Source organism: Pseudomonas sp. WS 5503, assembly GCF_012985385.1.
GTDB classification, from domain to species: domain Bacteria; phylum Pseudomonadota; class Gammaproteobacteria; order Pseudomonadales; family Pseudomonadaceae; genus Aquipseudomonas; species Aquipseudomonas paracarnis.
The window spans coordinates 162,559-180,930 of record NZ_JAAQWI010000010.1 but is presented as its reverse complement, the minus strand read 5'-3'; the positions used below and the strand labels follow the sequence as shown (position 1 = coordinate 180,930).

The 18,372-nt window shown below is 50.6% G+C and carries 20 protein-coding genes; 18 read left to right on the top strand and 2 right to left on the bottom strand.

The features are described 5' to 3' along the window. Nucleotides 1-20: 20 nt before the first annotated feature. Both HBO10_RS24175 and HBO10_RS24170 read right to left on the bottom strand, forming a co-directional pair. On the bottom strand, nt 21-506 hold the full coding sequence (locus HBO10_RS24175; RefSeq protein WP_162886998.1) for a chemotaxis protein CheW: 486 nt from the start codon (nt 504-506) through the stop codon (nt 21-23). Continuing rightward, nucleotides 499-879, bottom strand: a complete 381-nt coding sequence (locus HBO10_RS24170) for a response regulator (RefSeq protein ID WP_011923273.1) — start codon at nt 877-879, stop codon at nt 499-501. The genes HBO10_RS24175 and HBO10_RS24170 overlap by 8 nt, the downstream gene beginning before the upstream one ends. Nucleotides 880-998: 119 nt before the next feature. Here HBO10_RS24170 and HBO10_RS24165 point away from each other — a divergent pair, with 119 nt between their 5' ends. The 18 genes from HBO10_RS24165 to HBO10_RS24080 all read left to right on the top strand — a co-directional run bounded on the left by HBO10_RS24165 (nt 999) and on the right by HBO10_RS24080 (nt 18,341). Then, the gene (locus HBO10_RS24165; protein WP_011923274.1) at nt 999-1,676 is read left to right on the top strand and encodes a hypothetical protein; all 678 of its coding nucleotides are present in this window, start codon (nt 999-1,001) and stop codon (nt 1,674-1,676) included. A 168-nt stretch (nt 1,677-1,844) separates the two neighbouring features. Continuing rightward, nucleotides 1,845-2,705, top strand: coding sequence for a ParB/RepB/Spo0J family partition protein (locus HBO10_RS24160; RefSeq protein ID WP_011923275.1), 861 nt, complete (start codon nt 1,845-1,847; stop codon nt 2,703-2,705). A gap of 68 nt (nt 2,706-2,773) precedes the next feature. Next, the gene (locus HBO10_RS24155) at nt 2,774-4,489 is read left to right on the top strand and encodes a hypothetical protein (protein WP_228758996.1); all 1,716 of its coding nucleotides are present in this window, start codon (nt 2,774-2,776) and stop codon (nt 4,487-4,489) included. 146 nt (nt 4,490-4,635) lie between these two features. Then, nucleotides 4,636-5,487, top strand: coding sequence for a ParA family protein (locus tag HBO10_RS24150; RefSeq protein WP_169904145.1), 852 nt, complete (start codon nt 4,636-4,638; stop codon nt 5,485-5,487). Next, complete coding sequence (locus HBO10_RS24145) at nt 5,487-6,698, top strand: ParB/RepB/Spo0J family partition protein (protein WP_169904146.1); 1,212 nt, start codon at nt 5,487-5,489, stop codon at nt 6,696-6,698. The genes HBO10_RS24150 and HBO10_RS24145 overlap by 1 nt, the downstream gene beginning before the upstream one ends. 1,097 nt (nt 6,699-7,795) lie before the next feature. Further along, nucleotides 7,796-9,052, top strand: a complete 1,257-nt coding sequence (locus tag HBO10_RS24140) for a hypothetical protein (protein WP_169904147.1) — start codon at nt 7,796-7,798, stop codon at nt 9,050-9,052. A gap of 435 nt (nt 9,053-9,487) precedes the next feature. Then, the gene (locus tag HBO10_RS24135) at nt 9,488-9,646 is read left to right on the top strand and encodes a hypothetical protein (protein ID WP_155007399.1); all 159 of its coding nucleotides are present in this window, start codon (nt 9,488-9,490) and stop codon (nt 9,644-9,646) included. Nucleotides 9,647-9,719: 73 nt separating this feature from the next. Further along, nucleotides 9,720-10,664, top strand: a complete 945-nt coding sequence (locus HBO10_RS24130) for a PD-(D/E)XK nuclease family protein (RefSeq protein WP_011922816.1) — start codon at nt 9,720-9,722, stop codon at nt 10,662-10,664. 60 nt (nt 10,665-10,724) lie between these two features. Further along, the gene (locus HBO10_RS24125; protein ID WP_011922817.1) at nt 10,725-11,183 is read left to right on the top strand and encodes a hypothetical protein; all 459 of its coding nucleotides are present in this window, start codon (nt 10,725-10,727) and stop codon (nt 11,181-11,183) included. Nucleotides 11,184-11,300: 117 nt separating this feature from the next. Then, entirely contained in the window at nt 11,301-11,555 is a 255-nt protein-coding gene (locus HBO10_RS24120; protein ID WP_078465865.1) for a hypothetical protein, read from the top strand. A gap of 281 nt (nt 11,556-11,836) precedes the next feature. Next, nucleotides 11,837-12,208, top strand: a complete 372-nt coding sequence (locus tag HBO10_RS24115) for a hypothetical protein (RefSeq protein ID WP_169904148.1) — start codon at nt 11,837-11,839, stop codon at nt 12,206-12,208. Between the two features lie 125 nt (nt 12,209-12,333). Then, the gene (locus HBO10_RS24110; protein WP_011922819.1) at nt 12,334-12,765 is read left to right on the top strand and encodes a hypothetical protein; all 432 of its coding nucleotides are present in this window, start codon (nt 12,334-12,336) and stop codon (nt 12,763-12,765) included. A 305-nt stretch (nt 12,766-13,070) separates the two neighbouring features. Next, nucleotides 13,071-13,361, top strand: coding sequence for a hypothetical protein (locus HBO10_RS24105; RefSeq protein ID WP_116826566.1), 291 nt, complete (start codon nt 13,071-13,073; stop codon nt 13,359-13,361). Nucleotides 13,362-13,522: 161 nt separating this feature from the next. Further along, nucleotides 13,523-14,692, top strand: a complete 1,170-nt coding sequence (locus HBO10_RS24100; RefSeq protein WP_011922821.1) for an AAA family ATPase — start codon at nt 13,523-13,525, stop codon at nt 14,690-14,692. Nucleotides 14,693-14,707: 15 nt separating this feature from the next. Next, nucleotides 14,708-15,526, top strand: coding sequence for a hypothetical protein (locus HBO10_RS24095; RefSeq protein ID WP_169904149.1), 819 nt, complete (start codon nt 14,708-14,710; stop codon nt 15,524-15,526). Nucleotides 15,527-15,686: 160 nt separating this feature from the next. Next, a complete protein-coding gene (locus HBO10_RS24090) occupies nt 15,687-15,908 on the top strand; it encodes a hypothetical protein (protein WP_007250479.1) in 222 nt (73 codons plus the stop codon). A gap of 160 nt (nt 15,909-16,068) precedes the next feature. Next, the gene (locus HBO10_RS24085; protein ID WP_078465861.1) at nt 16,069-16,284 is read left to right on the top strand and encodes a hypothetical protein; all 216 of its coding nucleotides are present in this window, start codon (nt 16,069-16,071) and stop codon (nt 16,282-16,284) included. 2 nt (nt 16,285-16,286) lie between these two features. Beyond that, complete coding sequence (locus HBO10_RS24080) at nt 16,287-18,341, top strand: hypothetical protein (RefSeq protein ID WP_169904150.1); 2,055 nt, start codon at nt 16,287-16,289, stop codon at nt 18,339-18,341. Nucleotides 18,342-18,372 lie beyond the last annotated feature (31 nt).

Sequence of the window (18,372 nt, the reverse complement as noted above, 5' to 3'; positions counted from 1 at the left end):
TGTCCAATCTCGGGTGGGGGTCAAGTGAGGTCAACGTTCTGCAGCTTGTCGTCTGCTATTAGCGCTGGGAGATCAATGAGGGCCCAGGTGCGGCCCCTTGCAGTTACAGCTTTCCGCATGCTCTTACCAAGCCCTGGGGGGATCATGAATTCACTCTGATCGCAATCCCGAAGCTCGCTCGCAAGTAAGAATTCGCAAATCTCATCTACGACAAGTGCCACGTTACCGACGCCCTCACCGCCCTTAACAAACAGGGCCGCTCCTGCTTCATTACCTAGGGCGGGGTCTCGATATATGTTCAAAAAGCGTGAAATATTTACGAAGGGAAGGAGTTGTCTGCCCAATCTCCCAGCGCCCATCAACCACGGCTTGGTGCCCGGAATTTGATTGAGCAACTTCGGCACCTGATCTACAGCAATGATCGAAGTAGACGGGCTAAGGCAGTAAGTTTCACCTATCCGGTAACCGGCAAAGTGCATCCCCCCTTTCTGCTTGAGGCTATTCAAGGAGTTCATCCATCTCAGTTAGAGCTTGTTCAAGCTTCGCCCGTGTGAAGGGTTTAGTCAGGTACAGATCGGCTCCGCTTATGAGACCAGATTGCTGGTCGAAAACGCTGCTTGCACCTGAAAGCATTGCGATTGGCTTGTCACCCCAATCCTTCCAACCGCGTAGTAGCTCGATGAGCCTAAGCCCGTCGAGCTGGGGCATTTCACGGTCTATGAAACATGCGTCGGGGTTTGTTTCTCGGATCACGGCCAGGGCCTTATACCCATCCTCAGCGACGTGAACCTCGTACCCGAGTTTTTCAAGCAGCGTGATACCTAGCTTCCGCATACCGCCGGCATCATCGACGATGCAGACAGATCTGATTTTGGGCATATTGAATCCTCTTCTATGCCCTAATAGTGAGGTTCAGGTGCTCCATATCTGGGGTATCAGCGAATCTGAGGTGGTTTTTTTTTGGCAGTCGTTATGTTGCTTGGGTTTAGGAGAACCCAGTGCCGTCAAAAACAAACCATCGATCTGCATTTGCCTCTGACCCGAAGTTTCTTGAGCGTCTTGCAAAGCAGGGGTTAACCCCAAACACACAAACAGCTGCCACCCCTCGCTCAGAGATAAACGCCCAACCCTCTGGCCGGACAGGTGAAAGCAAGGCAACCACCCGCATGCGCAAGGTGCGTGATGCCAATATGGACGGACGGAATGATCGGTTTGAATTCGACACGTTGACTAAGTCTTTGTGTGCCTTTTTCCCAGGTGCCCTACTTCTAGGACTCAATGTGATGTTGCGAGTGCATGATGCGAAGAGCACCTCTCTCAAAGCTACCTGGGTTAAACGAATTGAAGCGATGAAGCTTGAAGGCATGCCAGTTTTCAAAGAGTGGCTTGCTCGCGCTGAGTACCCAGTCATTGTGGAAGAGATTTATATAACCCCAGAAGTTAGGCTTTTGGACCACGAATCAGTGGCAGCAGCTTGCAAGCCTATCCTCGATGCATTCGTCGTGAATGGCTTTTTGCCGGACGACAACGGTCACTTTATAGCCCATCCCCTCGCCTTCACTGAAAGGGGCCAGAATCCTGGTCTCCTCATCCGGTTTAAGCCTACTCCTAAGCCGTGGGGCTTGATCGATGACGACACTATGCTCCGAGCTAGGACTTCAATGCTCGGGAACTGAACGATCTGTGGAAACCCAATCCTCGACGACATGGTTTTTGAGGACGAGATCTACACAGTCTCGGCCTTAGCTGAGTTGTCGTTTATTGTATTTTTGGCTTGACCTTGCATTAATTCTCATGTCGGGTATACCTGTGTATCCGTTACACGACGAACAGAGTGGATACACGTGTATCAATTAGATCCGAAAAAGCTGTCCTGTCTGGGTATCCAGGATGTACCTACAACCCTCATGAACATTGAGGTCGAGCGGCTTCACCCTGGGGTTTGGCAGAAGCGAAAGCTATTCAGTGAAGAGTCCTTGGATGACCTGGCGGACTCGATGAAGACAACGGGAACGAACGTTGTCCCCATGATTGTATGTTTCCGGCCAGATGGTGACTTCAGCATCATTGCAGGCGAGCGTAGATGGCGTTCAGGCCAACGGCTGGGGTTTCGAACCCTGAAATGCGAGGTTGGTGCCTATAGCTATGAGCAGGCTGCATACATTTCGGCTGTTGAGAATCTTCAGCGTACGGACCTAAACCCCATCGAGGAAGCTACCTCATACAATGACCTTTGCACGGAACTGAATCTTTCACATGGCGATCTGGCTACTCAGCTAGGAAAGAGCCGAAGCCACATCTCTAACTATGTTCGCTTGCTGGATTTGGACATTCGAGTACGCGACTCGCTAATCAGCTCCCGGCTTTCCTACGGTCATGCTCGGCCTCTTTGTTCATTGAAAAACAAAGCTGATCAACGAAACATTGCGGAAAAGGCTGTTCGGTTTGAATGGAGCGTTCAAAAGATTCAGCAGGCAGTGAACGCTCTCACTCAGCGTAAGCCCTCCCCCGTTAAGCTGTCTGATACGGATCCTGATCTCAAGCGTCTTGAGCGGGACATTTCAGAGGTCACTGGGCTAGATTGCGTTGTTAAACGCACTCCTGGCGGCAGCTGGCAGTTGGGGTTTCTCGCACCCGAAAGTGAATCGTTTACCGGCCTTCTAGACCGATTGGGTGTCCGCTTCGATTCTGATTTGGAAAACTGAACCGCGACATCATGTTTTTGGGACACCTGCCCTCCACTATTAGATAAATACATATGGATTCCCCGCAGATGCTTTCCCACCTCGAACTCATAGATTGTTTTAGTCCTGAGCGCGATGCTGGGCAGGAGATCCTCAGCGGTACAGCTCCAGGACCATTCCGCATGCGAAATCTTTTCAAACTGACCCTGTTGGCCGCGGCGCTGACGCTTTCGGGATGCGGTTCTCACGCGTCCAAGCCGTCAGAGTTATCGACCCTTGAACCGCAGAGCCAGTATGACGATCGCATTCAAGATGCTTTGGGCGCCCAAAAGTACACAGAAGCACAGATCCTTTATCAGCGCAGGTTCAACGATTACCAAACGCAGATCGACGATCTGGAAAAGAAACGGCGTGACTTGGACGCAAGGCTCAACGCCAGGGCTTACGAAAGTGGCCTAGCCGACGCACCCGTTTCTGATACTGAAGCGGGGCGAATACAAGAGTACCAGGAGGCCTCAAGAGCCTCTCAGTCACGTGTTGCTGAAGCTACCTCTCGCATGGCTATCGAGCAGTCATTGATCGAGAACAGGCGAGATAAGGAGCTCTTAGAAGCGGACAGCAAAGCCGCTAAGCTGATTGCCGATATAGAGATCAACGCTGCTAAGGATCTCTCAAAGGTTGAGGATCGTATCAATCAAGACATTGAGGGAAGGCGCAGTATTGATAGCGCTGAACGCCTTGCTGAGTCAAAGCGGTTTGATGATCAACGATTTACCCTTGCATTAGCTAACGCTGAGGCTGAAAGGCTTGCTAAGGAGCGCCGTGATCAAGAGTCGGCCGCGTTAGATAGAGCACGAGCCGAAGCTTCCATGCATGTGAGCGCTGAAGAAGCAAAAATTGCAGAGCTTCAACGACAAATTGGTGTAATCGAAGCCAACCTGGTCAAGGTCAAAGGCCAAGATCAGCTTGCAATCCGAACTCAGGAATCGAAGTTGAGCTTCGCCCAGGGTGAAGTCGATAGGCTCGCTAAGATCAGTAGCGAACTCAAAACGTCGGCATCATCAGCTCAAGCTGGTCTTACCCCAGCAGGCTCTGACTATGTGCAGGCGAAAAATACCGAGTTCAGTCGTGCTCGCGCAGAGGCGGATGTCCGGAAGACTCAGTTGATTGCTGAAGTGAAGTCGCAATCCGCTCGGGATAAAAACGAAATCACAGCCAGAGCAAGGACAGAGCTAGCTTCGCTTTCAGCAAACACTGAAATGGCTAAAGCGGATGTGATTGCACCGGTTGTAACCGGAAGGGCCGTCTACAACGGGACAATGAAACCCAAGGCAGCCCCCAAAATCCCAACTGAAACACAAGCCTCGCCTCAAAAGCCTGCTACTCCTGTGGCGAAGGGAGCTCCAGTTCTCACCATTAGTAGGTTCGAACCAAAAGTAGATGCAACGCCCAAAGTTGTCACGAACGATGAGATCGGTGGCGTCGTGCTAGCAGGAGGTCCACGAGTTTCTACGCCGGCCGCACAGGCTTCTGTAGCCCCTTTGATGGTATCGCCCAAAACACGCACGATCTACGACGTTTACTATGTGTACAAGGACGAGGGGAGCTGGACTAAATTTCAGCAGTTTTTGAAGGCATATGGGATCACTGATTTCGAGCCCACCAGGAATAACAAGGCAGGTGAGTTTTTCATCTATTGCGGTCGTTACTACGACAAGGATGAAGCAGCGACTCGAGTTGCGTACTTAAACAAAACGACCGCCTCATCCAATGTGAAGGTGCGCGAAACGCAGGTTCCTCGATAGAAAAAGATTCCGCATGCAGAATCTTTTTATTTGGTCTAAATTCCGCATTGCGTGAGAATTCAAAAATTATTTGCGCATGCGGGCTTTTATCCTTGAAAATGCCCGCGATGCGGTTACATTGATCTGCATCTGCAAAGGAGCCAGTCATGTCACCGAAGAAACGCACCCAAGATCCTGCGAAGGTCATTGTCATCGAGAATCAGAAGGGCGGCGTTGGCAAAACCACCATCGCTTACCATCTCAGCTGCTACCTGGCTGAGCAGGGGTACAAAACCTTGGCTATCGATCTAGACGGCCAAGGAAACCTCTCAAGCCGGTTCCTCGATCGATCCAAGCGAGTAGGTGGCTGCCGCTCCGTTCATCTTTTCAACGACACTACGCCTGATCTCAAGCCTCTGGACACACCAGACGGCGTCGATTTGATCTATTCGATTGATCGCGATGTCGAGCTCTTCAACGTTGAGCGTATGGATTTCGACAAAGCCCTGATAAATTTCAACGAAAATCTTGACCCTATGCTGGATGCGTATGACTACATCGTCATGGATACGCCTCCAGCCCACGGCAACAAGATGTCTGCTGCAAGCATCACCAGCAATTACATCTTTGTTCCTGTTGAAATGGCTGCCTTCGCCGTAACAGGGGTCGAAAGTGTTCTTGAAACTCTGGCTGAGATTCAGCGCTATGTATCGGACCGGCTACAAGTGACCGGCGTCATTTGTAACCGGCTCCGTCCGGTTAACTCCCACACGGAAGCGTTGGCCGAGCTTAATGCTGCGGGCGTGAACATCCTGACAGCTCGTTTGGGGACAAACGGCGCAGTGGATGATGCGTTACGGGATGGAGTGCCTGTGTGGAAGAACAAAAGAACAGGTGCTCAACGAGAGACAGCCAAGAGCATGGTTTCTCTCATGCAGGAAATCTGCGGTTATGTGGGTGCCAAGATCCAACCGCCACTAGCTAAGGCTGTAGCGAAGAAATCAGGAGTTACAAAGTAATGGCCCGCGATCTTACCCGTCTTAAAGGCCTTTCCAGCGTTAATGCGCTGACAGAGGGAGCTCAGCAGGGAACTGTTCTCGAGCTGGACCCAAGTCAAATTCGCGTAGAAAAACAGGTCCGTAAAAAGTTTCGTAACATCGAAGAGTTGGCGCGATCGATGAAGGAGGAGCAGCAATCTCCGATCATCGTTTCACCTCTAGACAAAAACACTAACACTTATCTGCTTCAGAAAGGCGAGCGGCGGCTGCGTGCCGCGATGCTCATCGGAGAAGGTTTTAAAATCAAAGCTATCGTCGACCCGACGATTCGAACAAAGTCTAAATCCACAGCTAGCCAGTTGGCTGAGAATATTCAGCGTGAACCGCTTACCCCGATCGAAGTCGCAATCGCGCTGGTTGATTTACGCGAACAGATGAAGGAAGAGGGCAAGAAAGGCACCGGCCGTGAACTCGCAGATTATTGCAACAAGCCCGAATCGTGGGTTTCTAAACACCTGGCACTTGCTGACCTACCTGATGAGCTTGCCGCTCTCATTGATGATGAGATCACGTCTGATTCGGAATTGATTCAATCATTAGCCAAAATTTGTGAGCTTAAACCAGATCTATATTTACAACTGATCGATCAAGCACGGTCTGAAGGCGGCTTAAGCCGCTCTGAGGCCCGCGATCACTTAAAGGCAGCTAAAGGGGCGCCTGCGCCTAAACAACCATCCGAGCCCCCTCATGTAACATCTCAGATGAACCCACTAACAAAAGATCAAAGTGGGACTGAAGTTGAAGCCGGCGGGGTAGGGCAGGGTGGTATCGAAACATCCGATCCGCAAGCGCAACAGAGCGGCGAAGATAACCTTGCAAAAGAACAAAACGGCGGAGGAAGCCTCCCAAAGACTCCGCCACCAGCAACTACACCGTCAGAACCTGGAGCCGGCCACACTGAACTGAACCCTACACCACCAACGGCTAGGCAGCAGGCGAAGAAGCTCGGGAAAAGCGAAGTCCGTGAGATTCCAGCTGATCAGATGGTTATGCAGGTTCGGGTATGCACTGACAAGAAGCACTTCACCGGCGAGCTGCTTCTGAATGTGGTTTGCGGAAACCCTAACAAAGGCATGGTTTCGTATCTCGATGGAAGCAAGCAGCAAAAAGGTCTGTTTGACCTTGATCAGATCGAAATAATTACTATTGCTCAGCTAGCGTCGGGCGACTAAAAGATTTCGCATGCGAAAACATTTAAAGGGCTGCGGCCCTTTTTTTGTGCCTGATTTGGGACATGCCGTCCTTGATTCTCAATCTGCGCAAAAGTAGCCTGAAGGTGTTTTTAGTGATCTCCCTGTGCTTCGAGTATTTCTCAAGCGCTGATCACGGCCTGCTCCGACCTACGTTATTTCGTTGGTTTGTTTAGGTGGTCTGTCTGAGGTGCTACTTCTCCTCCGGCCTGACTAATCGTTTTTGCTTTGGCTTTTGCTTTTGCTTTTTTGCACTTGCTTCAGCTTCACAGCTTGCCTTTGACTTCTGGTCTCTCGGCTTCGCTGATCTGCTCTTTAAAAAGTCATTGTCTTCGGTTTTTCTCAGGATTGCTTCCTGCGACTTGTCGTTTGGTGTTTACACATCCATCCGTCACCTCGCTCATTGCCCATCTGTGCTTTCACTTGCATGTGGTCGGTCTGCTTGGATTTTGACGTTTGTGTGTGTGTCCTTTCGCACTCACCATTCATCACTATCTTGTCGCAGTTCGCCGTCCCGATCTTAAAAACTATGACATCTCTGATGCAGTATCAAATCTCCTCAGAGAGATGTGTTTCGACTACCTTATCGTTTGTCGATACTGAAAACCTCAGGACTATGCCACCGTGTTCGCCGCTGCTCTTTGCTGATTATCAGCTCTTGATGCGCAGTTCATAGTTGTGTATTTCGCCCGCACCACACTTCGTGATGTAGGTTTAGAGCGTTTTCTTTGCATCTATGACTTTGTCTGGGTACCCCTCGTACAGCTTTTCTCAAGGCTGTAGGAGCGGTACCCAGGCGAAAGCAATCCCAACAGGCCCTGGCGTTCGCGTCAGGGCTTTTTGCGTTTCTGGTACATCGTGTCCTTGAATACGAGTTCCGACAGCTTTAGCGTCATAGGTGATCTTTTTGCCAGTTTTTCGCATGCGCATTTCGCATCGAACTCTGTCGAAGGTTCCTCGTACAGCTATTTGCTGCGCTAGGGCTCTTTAAAAATCCGTATTCACGTAACACACACCCTCAAGGGCACGCCTAATGCCCCTAGGGACATGGCTGCCTCATTTTTCAAGGAGATACAGCCATGTCAGATAGTCAAAAACGTCTTCCTTTGAAGGACGAGGTTGCCGATATTGTTAAGCACGCTGGTGGTTGGTTAAACGTCATCGAACGTGTAGCCCCTATCCTCGCGCCCGCAATTCGACATCATGGTCACGGCGTAGATTGTCCTTTCCCAGAGCGTCATCGGGAAGGCGGCGGTCGTGACTCCTTCAGGTTTTCCGAAAAGGCGGACCATGAAGGCCGGGCCATTTGCTCCTGCAACCAGGACGGATGGAGTCAGTTTGATCTGCTTATTCAAGCAGGTGTTGGCAGTAATTTTGTCGATGTCTGTAAAGAGATTAAGCGGGCGTTTGGTGGCGGTAGTGAGGCGTATAAGGCTAAAGAAGCTCCGGCTCCTAAGCGTCAGCGTCCTCGTTCAACTGCTGAAGACAATGCAATTAAGGCGGCTTCGATGAAACAGATTGTCAAGGATCTGCTTCCGCTTGGTCATCCTGATGCTGCAGTCGGACGGTTGTACTTCCGTCGCCGCGGAATCCCACTCAACAAAGCCATTGGCGATGTTAAATTCCATCCAGCTCTTCCGTACTACCGCACTCGTGTGGAGAACAAAGTCCGGATCAAGGAACTGGTAGGAAGGTTCCCGGCGATCGTGTCTGCATTTCGTAATGGGCAGGGTAGGGTGATGAACCTTCATCGCATCTTCCTCACTCAGGACGGATTCAAGCTTGATCACCCCCTGGTTTCGAAGCCTAAGAAGGTTTGCTCAGGTTTGGACAACTGGTCGAAGACACCCGTTGCTATTGCCACCGTCCCAGAGTGCAGAACCTTGCACATATGTGAAGGTGTCGAAAAAGGATGGGCGCTTCATCTGGTTACGGGTGAAAGCGTACGGGCTGCTAATAGCTGCACGTCTTTGCCTGGTCTCTACGTCAACCGTGATGAGTTTGACGACGTTGTGCTTTGGGCCGATCACGACCCTTACAACGAAGTTAGCGAAAAGCATGGTGCAGGTCAGACCTACATGTACAAGCTCTTCATCGAGCTGATGCGTGCAGGCTTTCGCGTATGTCTCATGATCCCCGATACGAACCCCACCAAGGAAGCGAAAGGTCCTGACTGGGAGGACATCGCGGTCAATGAGAAGGTGCTGGAGATGCCCCTGACTGAGCGTTTTGACTACCTGCGTACCCGTGCTCTCGAAGGCGGTGTGTTTACACCTACAGGCCACGTTAAGAAGATCTCGAAAGAGACCTTTTTGGCTGAGGCTAAAGTGGCGTGACTACAAAACAACCCTCTGGCCAGCTATTGCTGCCAGAGGGTTTTTTTATGCTGTCATTTTGGCTTGACGGCCGATCAGAGGTGAGTCAGCATTAACCCGTCCTACTAGCCCTCCTCGAGAGCTAACCTGATCTACGTCGTAGCATTTCTATGAGGTTTTTCAGGGTGTGATTCAAGTCATGCTAATTCTTGGCTTGTTGAGCACAGACATTGCTGGAACCATTTTGGACCCGTCTTTTGACGTTTCCATATTCGAGGTACTAGGCATTTCCTGCTGCGTTCGCGCTTCAGTAGATTTGTCCCAGGATTTTGTATCTCTGCCATCTCAGCGCTTTCTTGCTCTGATAATGGCTCCTCCGGCTTCATGCCAACTCCCCTGCACGGGTAATCTCTATGAGCTTATTCCTGGTGCAGTCAGGGATATAGGAGGTTCTTCATGTCGAACGAAGTTGAACTCGTGAGTGTCCCTCCAATTTGGAGGACACCTTCAGGCGATTCATTTGAGCAAGCGAAAGCACGCTTTTTGTCGCACGAACACGAAGGTAACTTTGATTTGAAGGATGAAAAGGAAGAGTCTGACGATTCTCCTTTTTAACTAAATATTATTTCCCTCAAGGGCACTCACACTGCCCTTGGGTTAGTCGTGTGCGCCGTTAATAGGTGAGAGCATGACTGCATATCTTAATCCGACATATATTTTCAACCCTGTCTCTGATGACTTTGTTGTTGATATGTCACCTACGCAGATTTTGAAATCTCAGGTCTGCCAACGTTCACTTGGCTATTACCGAGCTCGTATAAAACCAATGGCTACACCTTTGAATCTTGTGTTTGGTTCTGCCTTGCACTGGGTAATAGAAGGTTATATCAAAGGTTATATCGACCGCGATCAAATGGGAAAGCACTTCTCAGATGAGTTTTTCCGTTTGTCTATGTCAGGCTTAATCAGCATGGCAAAGTCAAAGACGCGCGAGGTTAACGAAGCAATCGGCAAGCGTCTAGCAGATCAGTTCCCATCGTTTTTCGAGAATCTGGGTCTTCGACCTTTGATCATTGAGGGAGCTTTTCGGCTAAGGATTTCACACAATACCTACATCAACCTGGTCATCGACTTTGTTGGTGTTGCGGAAAGGGACATCATTTTCAATGGTGTTCTTATCGCATCTAAAGGGGATACAGTCATTCTTGACTGGAAAACGGCAGCTACTAAGGAAGGCGCTTTATTTGCAGGCATCGCTTTGCAACTGACGTTTTACTGGGAAGCTGTACGTTTAGCGTGTGAGTCTCTTGGGATTAAGGAACCGACAGCGTGTGGTTTTGCCTCAGGGCTAAAGCCGAGTATGTCAAAACCTGATTCCGAGTCTCTTGTAAAAGCCATGTGGCAGCCAGTGCAATGGACCAAGCGTACACGTAGTGATGTTGAAGAAGCATTCGACTACGCTCGTGTAGTTGCTGGCCGTATTAGACGTGGTGAGTTTCATCGAACGTCTGGTGCTGCTTACAACTCTCCCTGTGATAGTCAAACTCGTTGTGATTTCGCTGGGCTGTGTCTGGAAGGTTCAAAGCGTGGCTACAGAATACCAGGTGGGCTAACAATTGCTGATCTGGTCTAAATCATCCTACCTAGTGGGGCACAACTGCCCCCAGGGTAATGCTGCCCTTCGGAGTGACAAATGAAAGAGTCAGTTCGTATGGAGCGGTATGCTCAACGTGCCGTCGATAAGCGCCGTAAAGAGGAAGACTCTAACCGCAAGATTGGTCAGTTTGTCTTGATCAAATATCTTGCGCAAGGTGATCATCTTTGTGAGGCACTGAAAAAGATGAGCCAAATGGAGCGGCAAATGTACATATCCCAACACACCGAACTGATCGAAAGTTCAGACGGTGCGGAAGGGATCAACGTGGTTTGGTGTCCCAATTCACAGGTTTTGACCCATAGACTCCTATCATCCGAACTTCGGAAGGAGTTCGAAGGACAGCATTACCTTAGTTCTTGGGTTCGTAAGGTAGGTCCTCATCAGTATGAAGCGCTACGCACTACATTGCGTGACAGACTGGAGAGACGAGTTGCCGTGCGTCAGCATCAAAAGAATCAACTTGCTATAGACTTCATTGAAGCTAATGTCGGTTAAATAGTTTTCCATCAGACGATGGGCTAAATCCAGCCCTCGGGCCGGAAGTAAATACTTCCGGCGGGACGCCCCGGGAGTGTTATCAACTAACGCGCGACGGCGTCACTGGAGGTACTGATGTCATACATCAAAAACCTGATGCTGGCAATTGTGTCAGCTATCATGGGTACTGTCTCTGCCTCCTTGTTTGAAGGGTGGACTGTTAAGGAACAGAAGATTGTTTTTCTGATTTCGGTACTGATGGTCGCAGTAATGCTGACCAAGTCTTCAACTTCCTCAAAGGAGAAGAGCAGAAAAATGAAATTGCAGCAGCGGAGAGCGCGTAAGCGTAAGTCCCTACGCGGCAAGAAAAGAAAAGGTCATGGCCCTTAAGTGTAATGGTGAGATGAAAACTTTCATTAACTCACTTAAGGAACTGACCATGTCTTCCACAGCAATCATAGCGGTATTGATCATGGCTTTTTTAGTATGGTTACGTTGCGATCACTGCGAAGCAAACGGAAAGCGTTTTATTCCGTTCAGACACACCCCTCGTAACTGAGGGAGCTGCAAGGATTCACCGCCCAGGGGCCCTAACAATCCCCTTTGGGTTGTTAGGTTTTGGGAGGGCGCAGCACTCTATAAAAACAAAATCTAATAATAATGGTGAATATATGTTTTATCAAAACTGCAAAAATCAACAAACTCGTTTATCAGGATTTCAGAAAGGGCTCGCTCCTATGAAAGCACTGATTAAAATCTATCATCAGTACCGCTTGGTCCTGGTCTTCGTGCTTCTTGCATCGACGATCACTTCTGAGCCACCTATGAGGCACTGGTTAGTTGTACCTACATTCGTGTCGGTATGGCTGGCTAAGGTTTTCAAATGGGGGGTGACTGGTTTTACGCTCTATATCCTCTTTTTCAACGGTATCCATCTACCTTGGTGGCTTTCAGTCGCTAGCGTGATGACCGGTGAAATTCTCTCGATAGCTGTCGCAGCTGCAGAGATGGAAATGAAGCACTACGGGTATCTAAACAGCTAACGCTGTCTGGTCGTGAAAACGTCCGGCACAGCTTTGCTGTTGCCGGGCGTCGGCAATTCCACGCCCGGTCTGCAGACGGGCGTTTTTTTTAATCTCCCGTCTGCAGCGGGTAGGAGAGTTTTGCAATGAACAACATGAATTTTCGCGGTGACCTCGTATGGTTTATCGCCCTCGCTAACGATCTAGTCACTCCTTGGGAGGCTGGCCGCCAGGCTGCTAACCTCAAAGAGGGCTTCACCAGCAACCCTTTTGAGACAAACACTTTCAACCATGCTGAATGGGCGAAAGGTTTTGCTCATGGAGTGTCGCATGACGCTCCGGCGGTGTCGCAATCCATCAATGCTTCAGTTGTAGTTTCACTACCTCTGATGGAAGTGCAGCACCTACCTGATAGGGCCTTCTGGGCCGAAGCTAACCGATTATCTGTCGGTGGAATGTCTGAGTTCGCACTTGCTGCGCGCTTGGGTGTTTCTCGGGATCAGTTAAGCGCTGGAATGATCCTTCATCACTTCTGGGATGAGGATGCGATTCCTTTGGGAATTCGCGAAGCGGGGTAACCCTTGCATTAGGGCTGGATAAAGCATCCGGCCTTGCCGGATGTTTTAAACATTCGACCGTGTGTGCTTTCGCATGCATTTAGTAGGTAAGGGTAATAAATATGTGGCTGATTAAAGTATGGGATGGGAATTCGAATTGTGAGTATCACCGAAAGGGATCTTACGATGAAGTGACCACTCAGCTTCGTCATTTACCACCAAGTTATATCTGGTCTGCTCAACCAGTCTGAGTAAATCTCAGACGGTTAGCTCGTTGGCATTTCGCCTGGATTTTGAATCCCGGCGACTGCCGGCGAGGAACCAAAATGTCTATATCTGCCGAATGGGTACCAGGTTTTACTGGTATCGCTACCGAAACGTTGCTGAACGTTCGTCGCGCTTCCACGGGCTGCAGGATCTCGAAAGTTGAGTTCCAGCAGTACCTTGAAGAGGTTGCTATGTACACCGGCACGCAGCTGAGCATGAACGGCAACGTTCTTACGCTGAAGCTGAAATGGATGGGTCAACTTCACTCCTTCGATCTCACTGAGATTGAAGGTGGCGACTACTCATGCCCGGTCCAATTGGGTGTGGGTACACATCTCATTCTTCTGTAATTCGGACGCCCTATCCGGGCGTCCTTTCTCCTAGTGATCTGGATCAAACCTCCAGCTCACGCTGGGTGTTTGCTCGAGTTCACTACTCGATTCGCACCCGGCTCCGGCCCCGGGTGTTACTTAAAGATTCCCCGTGGTCCGGCGGGTGAGAGGCTTTTAAAATGACTAACGTAACTAACGCTGTAACCAACACCGTAGCTGCTCGCACTGTTGCTGATATCGAAGCGATGCACCGTGAATCCCTGGCTTCGCAGCCGGTTAAAATGGTCATGGCTCACGAGCTTTTTGGCTTCTCTGAGGAACTCAAGGGAGTAGGGCAACTGCCTGTCTTCGTTGGGGACCATCCTCTAGTGCCGAAGGGTAACGATGATCATGTCTTCAACAAGAGCCTGGTTCGCCGGATCCTGTTGAGCATGAAGGGTGGCGATACCAGCTTTATGCTGGTAGGTGACAAAGGGACAGGTAAATCCTCCTTGGTTACACAGATGCACAATCGCCTGAACAAGCCGATGATCGCTATCACTGGCAGCAATGGCATCGACGACACTCACTTGCTTGGTTGCAAAACCATCAAGGGTGGTGACGTTGAAGAGTTCGATGGTGTTTTGAGCTATGCGTATCGCACTGGCTTGACATGCCTCATCGACGAGATCTGCACACTGCGTCCCGGTGTTATGGTTGGTGTCAACGACATCCTTCAAGGTGACGGGGTAATCAACCTGAAACACCACGGTATTGATCCTACGCTCAACCCACGTGATCTTTTGAACGTGGACGGCGGGATGACTATCGTTAAACACCCAATGTTCCGGTTGTTCGCGACCGATAACACTGGTGGTAAGCAGCAGAGCGATGCCCGGTTCGCCGGTGTCAACGCTCAGAACGCTGCTGTTCGTAGTCGCATGACCAGCTTCAAGGTGGGCTTCATGACACCTGAAGAGGAAATGAAAGCCCTCAAAGGTGCTGCAGATGCCTACGCTGCCAAGCGTGAACTGACCCCAATGGATGACATGTTCATCCATCAACTCGTAGAGTTCGCTTTCCGTTTTCGTAAAGCGTTCGCCATGGAAGAAGCCTGCGACAATATCTCGTTCCGCGAGATTCAGCGTTGGGCTTACAAGTGGATGATGTACGGCGATACTGATGAGTCCTTCGTGGATTCTATCTACACCAATCTTGAAGAAACCGACCGAGTGCTGGCTATTGAGTTGTTCAAGTCAACATTCAGCCGCGACCTGATTTTGCCGGAAGAGCATGCTTATTCGGTTACGTCGATCGCGGACGATTTCATCACCAAAAGTGTAGCTGCCTCAAAAGCAGCAGCCGCCTAACCAAAGGAGTTCGCCATGTTTTACGTTGTGAACCCCAATGGAAGTTTCCTGGCCGGCTTCCTGCCGGCTGGGACGCGCGAAAGCATCATGTTCGAGGGTCAAATGGTTCAAGGCGAACCTAAGATCACTAAGCGTTTGGAGGGAGCTGCAAGCAGCTCTCACGATGCATGGGAATTTATGTGCGAGATGGTTTCTGAGGCGAGAGCTGACGGTTATCTCGACACTGCATTCACTGCCAGCAAATTGCAGGTGCCAGCAGATCTTCACCATGAGGAATTCCCTCTGGTGTTGAGAGGCTTTTACGCACGTGTGAAGACTATGGCCAAAGATCAGTTCGCAGCCGGGCTTGCCAGGTTGCGGGCAGTTCATGAGGTCTTGTCACATGCTGATGTCCAGCTACAGAGCTATGACGATGACAAATTTGTTGAGATGCGCCTTGGGGCTCAAATCATCAGGTTTGGATTTGTGCCTGAACGGTTATGGGAAATCATGACCACGAAGGCGAAGGAGCTTTGCGAGAACCGCGGAATGCTGGATGACAATTACCTTCTCCCTGATGGGCGTGGGTTGTTGCATCTGCGCACTCGCGAAACCTTTCTTGATGTGTACGTCCGAGCATTTCTGCAAGGGGCCATCAAGGCGGGCGCGGTGATCGAGCTTACATCTGATCAGAACTGGCGCTTTCTCGAATCGAATCCGTTCATTGCCGCTGATGTGAAACATCTTCAGTGGTATCAGGATCACCCTGAAGTTCTCAGCAGTGTTCTCAAGCTAGACCAAACGATCCCTGTACAGGCGACGAAAGTCTTCAGTGCAGTAGATTTTTATTGTTGAAAATGCGGTCCTCAATGGACCGCACCTCTTTAGTGAGTTGGACCAAAATCCCAGCTCACGCCGGGTTTTTGTTCGAGTTCACTGAGCTCACACGACCCGGCACCGTGCCCGGGTTGAAACCAAATTTGTTCCTGTGCACGGCAGGTAAGAGGCTCCAAATATGAAAGCATTGATGAAAGCAATCACTCGCGTTGACGCTGCTCTGGATTTGTTCTGGATTGGCATCGTTCTGCGTACTTATCACGAAGCGCAGGCCGCACGTTTTAGCCGTTTGGCTGAGCGTCTGGCCCTTGCAGCAGTTGAGCACCCGCGGATTGACTACGTGAGCCACCAGGCTCTCCGTCACAAGCTGGAAGCTGATTTGCTGCAGGGTAAGGTTTAACAGTTTTACGGGCTGCCCTAACGGGCGGCCTCTTGCTCTGAGAGTTGAAATCCAGCTCTGGCTGGGTGTTTGTCGAGTTCTTCGAACTCAACGTCACCCGGCTCCGGCCCCGGGTGTAGATCTTTTATGCCCCGAGGTCCGGCGGGTGCGAGGCAACACCATGAAACTGTTCAAAACCGTAGCGCAGGCTGTTTCCAAATTCGTGATGATCCGTTACCACCGCCGCATGGCTCTGGCATACCGGAAGCTGGCTTCTCATCACGCCGATCTTGTCATTCACACGCAACACCGCGTTCCCACAGCTTCTATCGCGAAGCTGCGTGGCAACGCAGTGCTGCACGATCAGAAAGCTAAAGCAATCCGAATCGGAGAATGACCATGTCTGCAATGATGAACTTCAGCAAAAATGCAATCACTCAAGGCTGGATCTCGTTCTTTCGGGTCTTGGCTTCAAACTCGGGGATCGAGTTCGTCTTTGGTAAGGATGAGCAACCCCGTACGGACGGTCGACGTGTCTACCTTCCAAGCCTGCCTATGAACCTGACTAAAGATGATCTTGACCTTACGAAAGCCTTTGGCTTCCACGAGGTTGGGCACATCCAATTCTCTGATGTGGTTTTCTTCCAGGCATTTGCTGCGAAGCATGGCGATTTCGCCCGCTTCCTGCTCAATGCATTGGACGACGTCTACATGGAGTACAAACAAGCACAAGCGACCCGAGAAGCCGAAATCTATTTCCGGCGTAAGGCGAGCATCCTGTTTGAACGCAAGCGATTCCGTGACGGCAGCAATTCTGTTGCTGAAGCGGTTGCCTGCTATTCCCTTTGCTACTTACGTACCGATCGGTGGAGTGAGTATCGTGACCCGTTCGCGGTAATCGAGGCTAACTTCAATAAGCACTTCGGTGCTCATGCTGATCACGTTCGTGGCAATCTCAATGAAATTCTGATCAACGAATTCCCAAATGTGCAATCAACTCAAGATGCTGGCAGCTTGACGCTGCGGATCATTGCGATGCTGAAAGCGCTTGGTGAAGATGAAGAGAAGAAGGATGAGGGTCAACCTGAGGAGTCGAAGGGAGGTGAGCAATCATCACCTGCTGACGATTCAGGTTCGAATGGGGAGCCCAAACAGGACGGTGGCACTGAAGGTACCACTGGCGATTTGGAACCTGAGGATCCATCTGAACCAAGCAAAGACGGCGGCCAGGACCCAAAACAGTCTCAGGACAGTGATGGTGCTGACAGCGGGAAAGGCAATGGTGATGAGCAGTCCCCAGGTAACGGCGCTACTGGGCCTGATGGCCAAACTGGTGCACAGGCTGGTACAACTGATGGTAATGCGGGTCAAACCGGCGGTTCAGAGGCGGCTGATGGTCGCTCCCTGAAATCAATCGTTGACGAGATTCTCAATACCACTGGCCTCGGCGACAAAGAAGTATTTGACGACGGTGACGCCGTCAAGTCTGTCTCCAAGTCTGTACAAAGCGGTACCAACCCTGACTACAAAGGCCAATCGCTGGCTCCTGATTGCGTCATTGACGGCAAACTGGATCAAGCACCAGGTAAAGCAGGTAAGGGCTTCGGTGGAGGCGCTGGCAACAAGGAGAAGGTCGACGGGATGACGGTATGCCCCGAAGACATTTCTGAGGCCCGCGATATGGAAAAGCGTTTGGGGCGTAGGTCTCAAGTGCTAGCTAGTAAGCTGAAAGGCTTACTGATGCAACAGCAGGAAGCAGAGTCGTTTACGACTACTCGCGGTCAGCTGGGGCAAAACCATCTCTACCGTGTAGGCCTGGGCGATGTTCGCGTTTTCACTCAAAGTGAGGAAGCTCAACGTCCTACTACCGCAATCTCAATTGTTGTCGACCTATCCAGCTCTACTCAGGATAAAGCCGATAAAGATTTCGCCAAAGGTGAGAAGGACCAGTTTGAGGCCGCTGAGGCTCCAAGCACTCTTCGTTCGATCCTTGAATCCGTGATGCTCCTTGAGAAGGTCTTCGACCAGATCGGTTGCCCTCGCGAGATTCTTGGGTTCGCACCTAAAGGCGGCGAGCTGATTTCTATGGCTCGCTGCTTCGGCGATTCCTCTAAAACTGCAATCAACCGCATTGGCGGACTCAGGAAAGTGGCGGGCGGCGGTCACACCCCTATTGGAGAGGCTGTATTCCATGCAGGGCGTCGACTGGTGTGCCACGAAGCCAACCGTAAGGTGATGTTTGTCCTCACGGATGGTGCCCCTGGCAACGTTGCCAAGGCTGTTGAAATGACCCGCTTCTGCGAAAGCAGTGGTGTTCGTGTGGTGTATCTGGTCATTGGTGAAAAGGTCCGTACAGACTGGCTCACTGAGGCTCGTATCCCATATGCAGTAGCAGCTTCGAGTGTTGAGGTAACACCTGTTCTACTGGCTGAAGCCAGAAAACTGTTGATGTAACAATCACTGTACCCACCTGGGTATTCCGAGG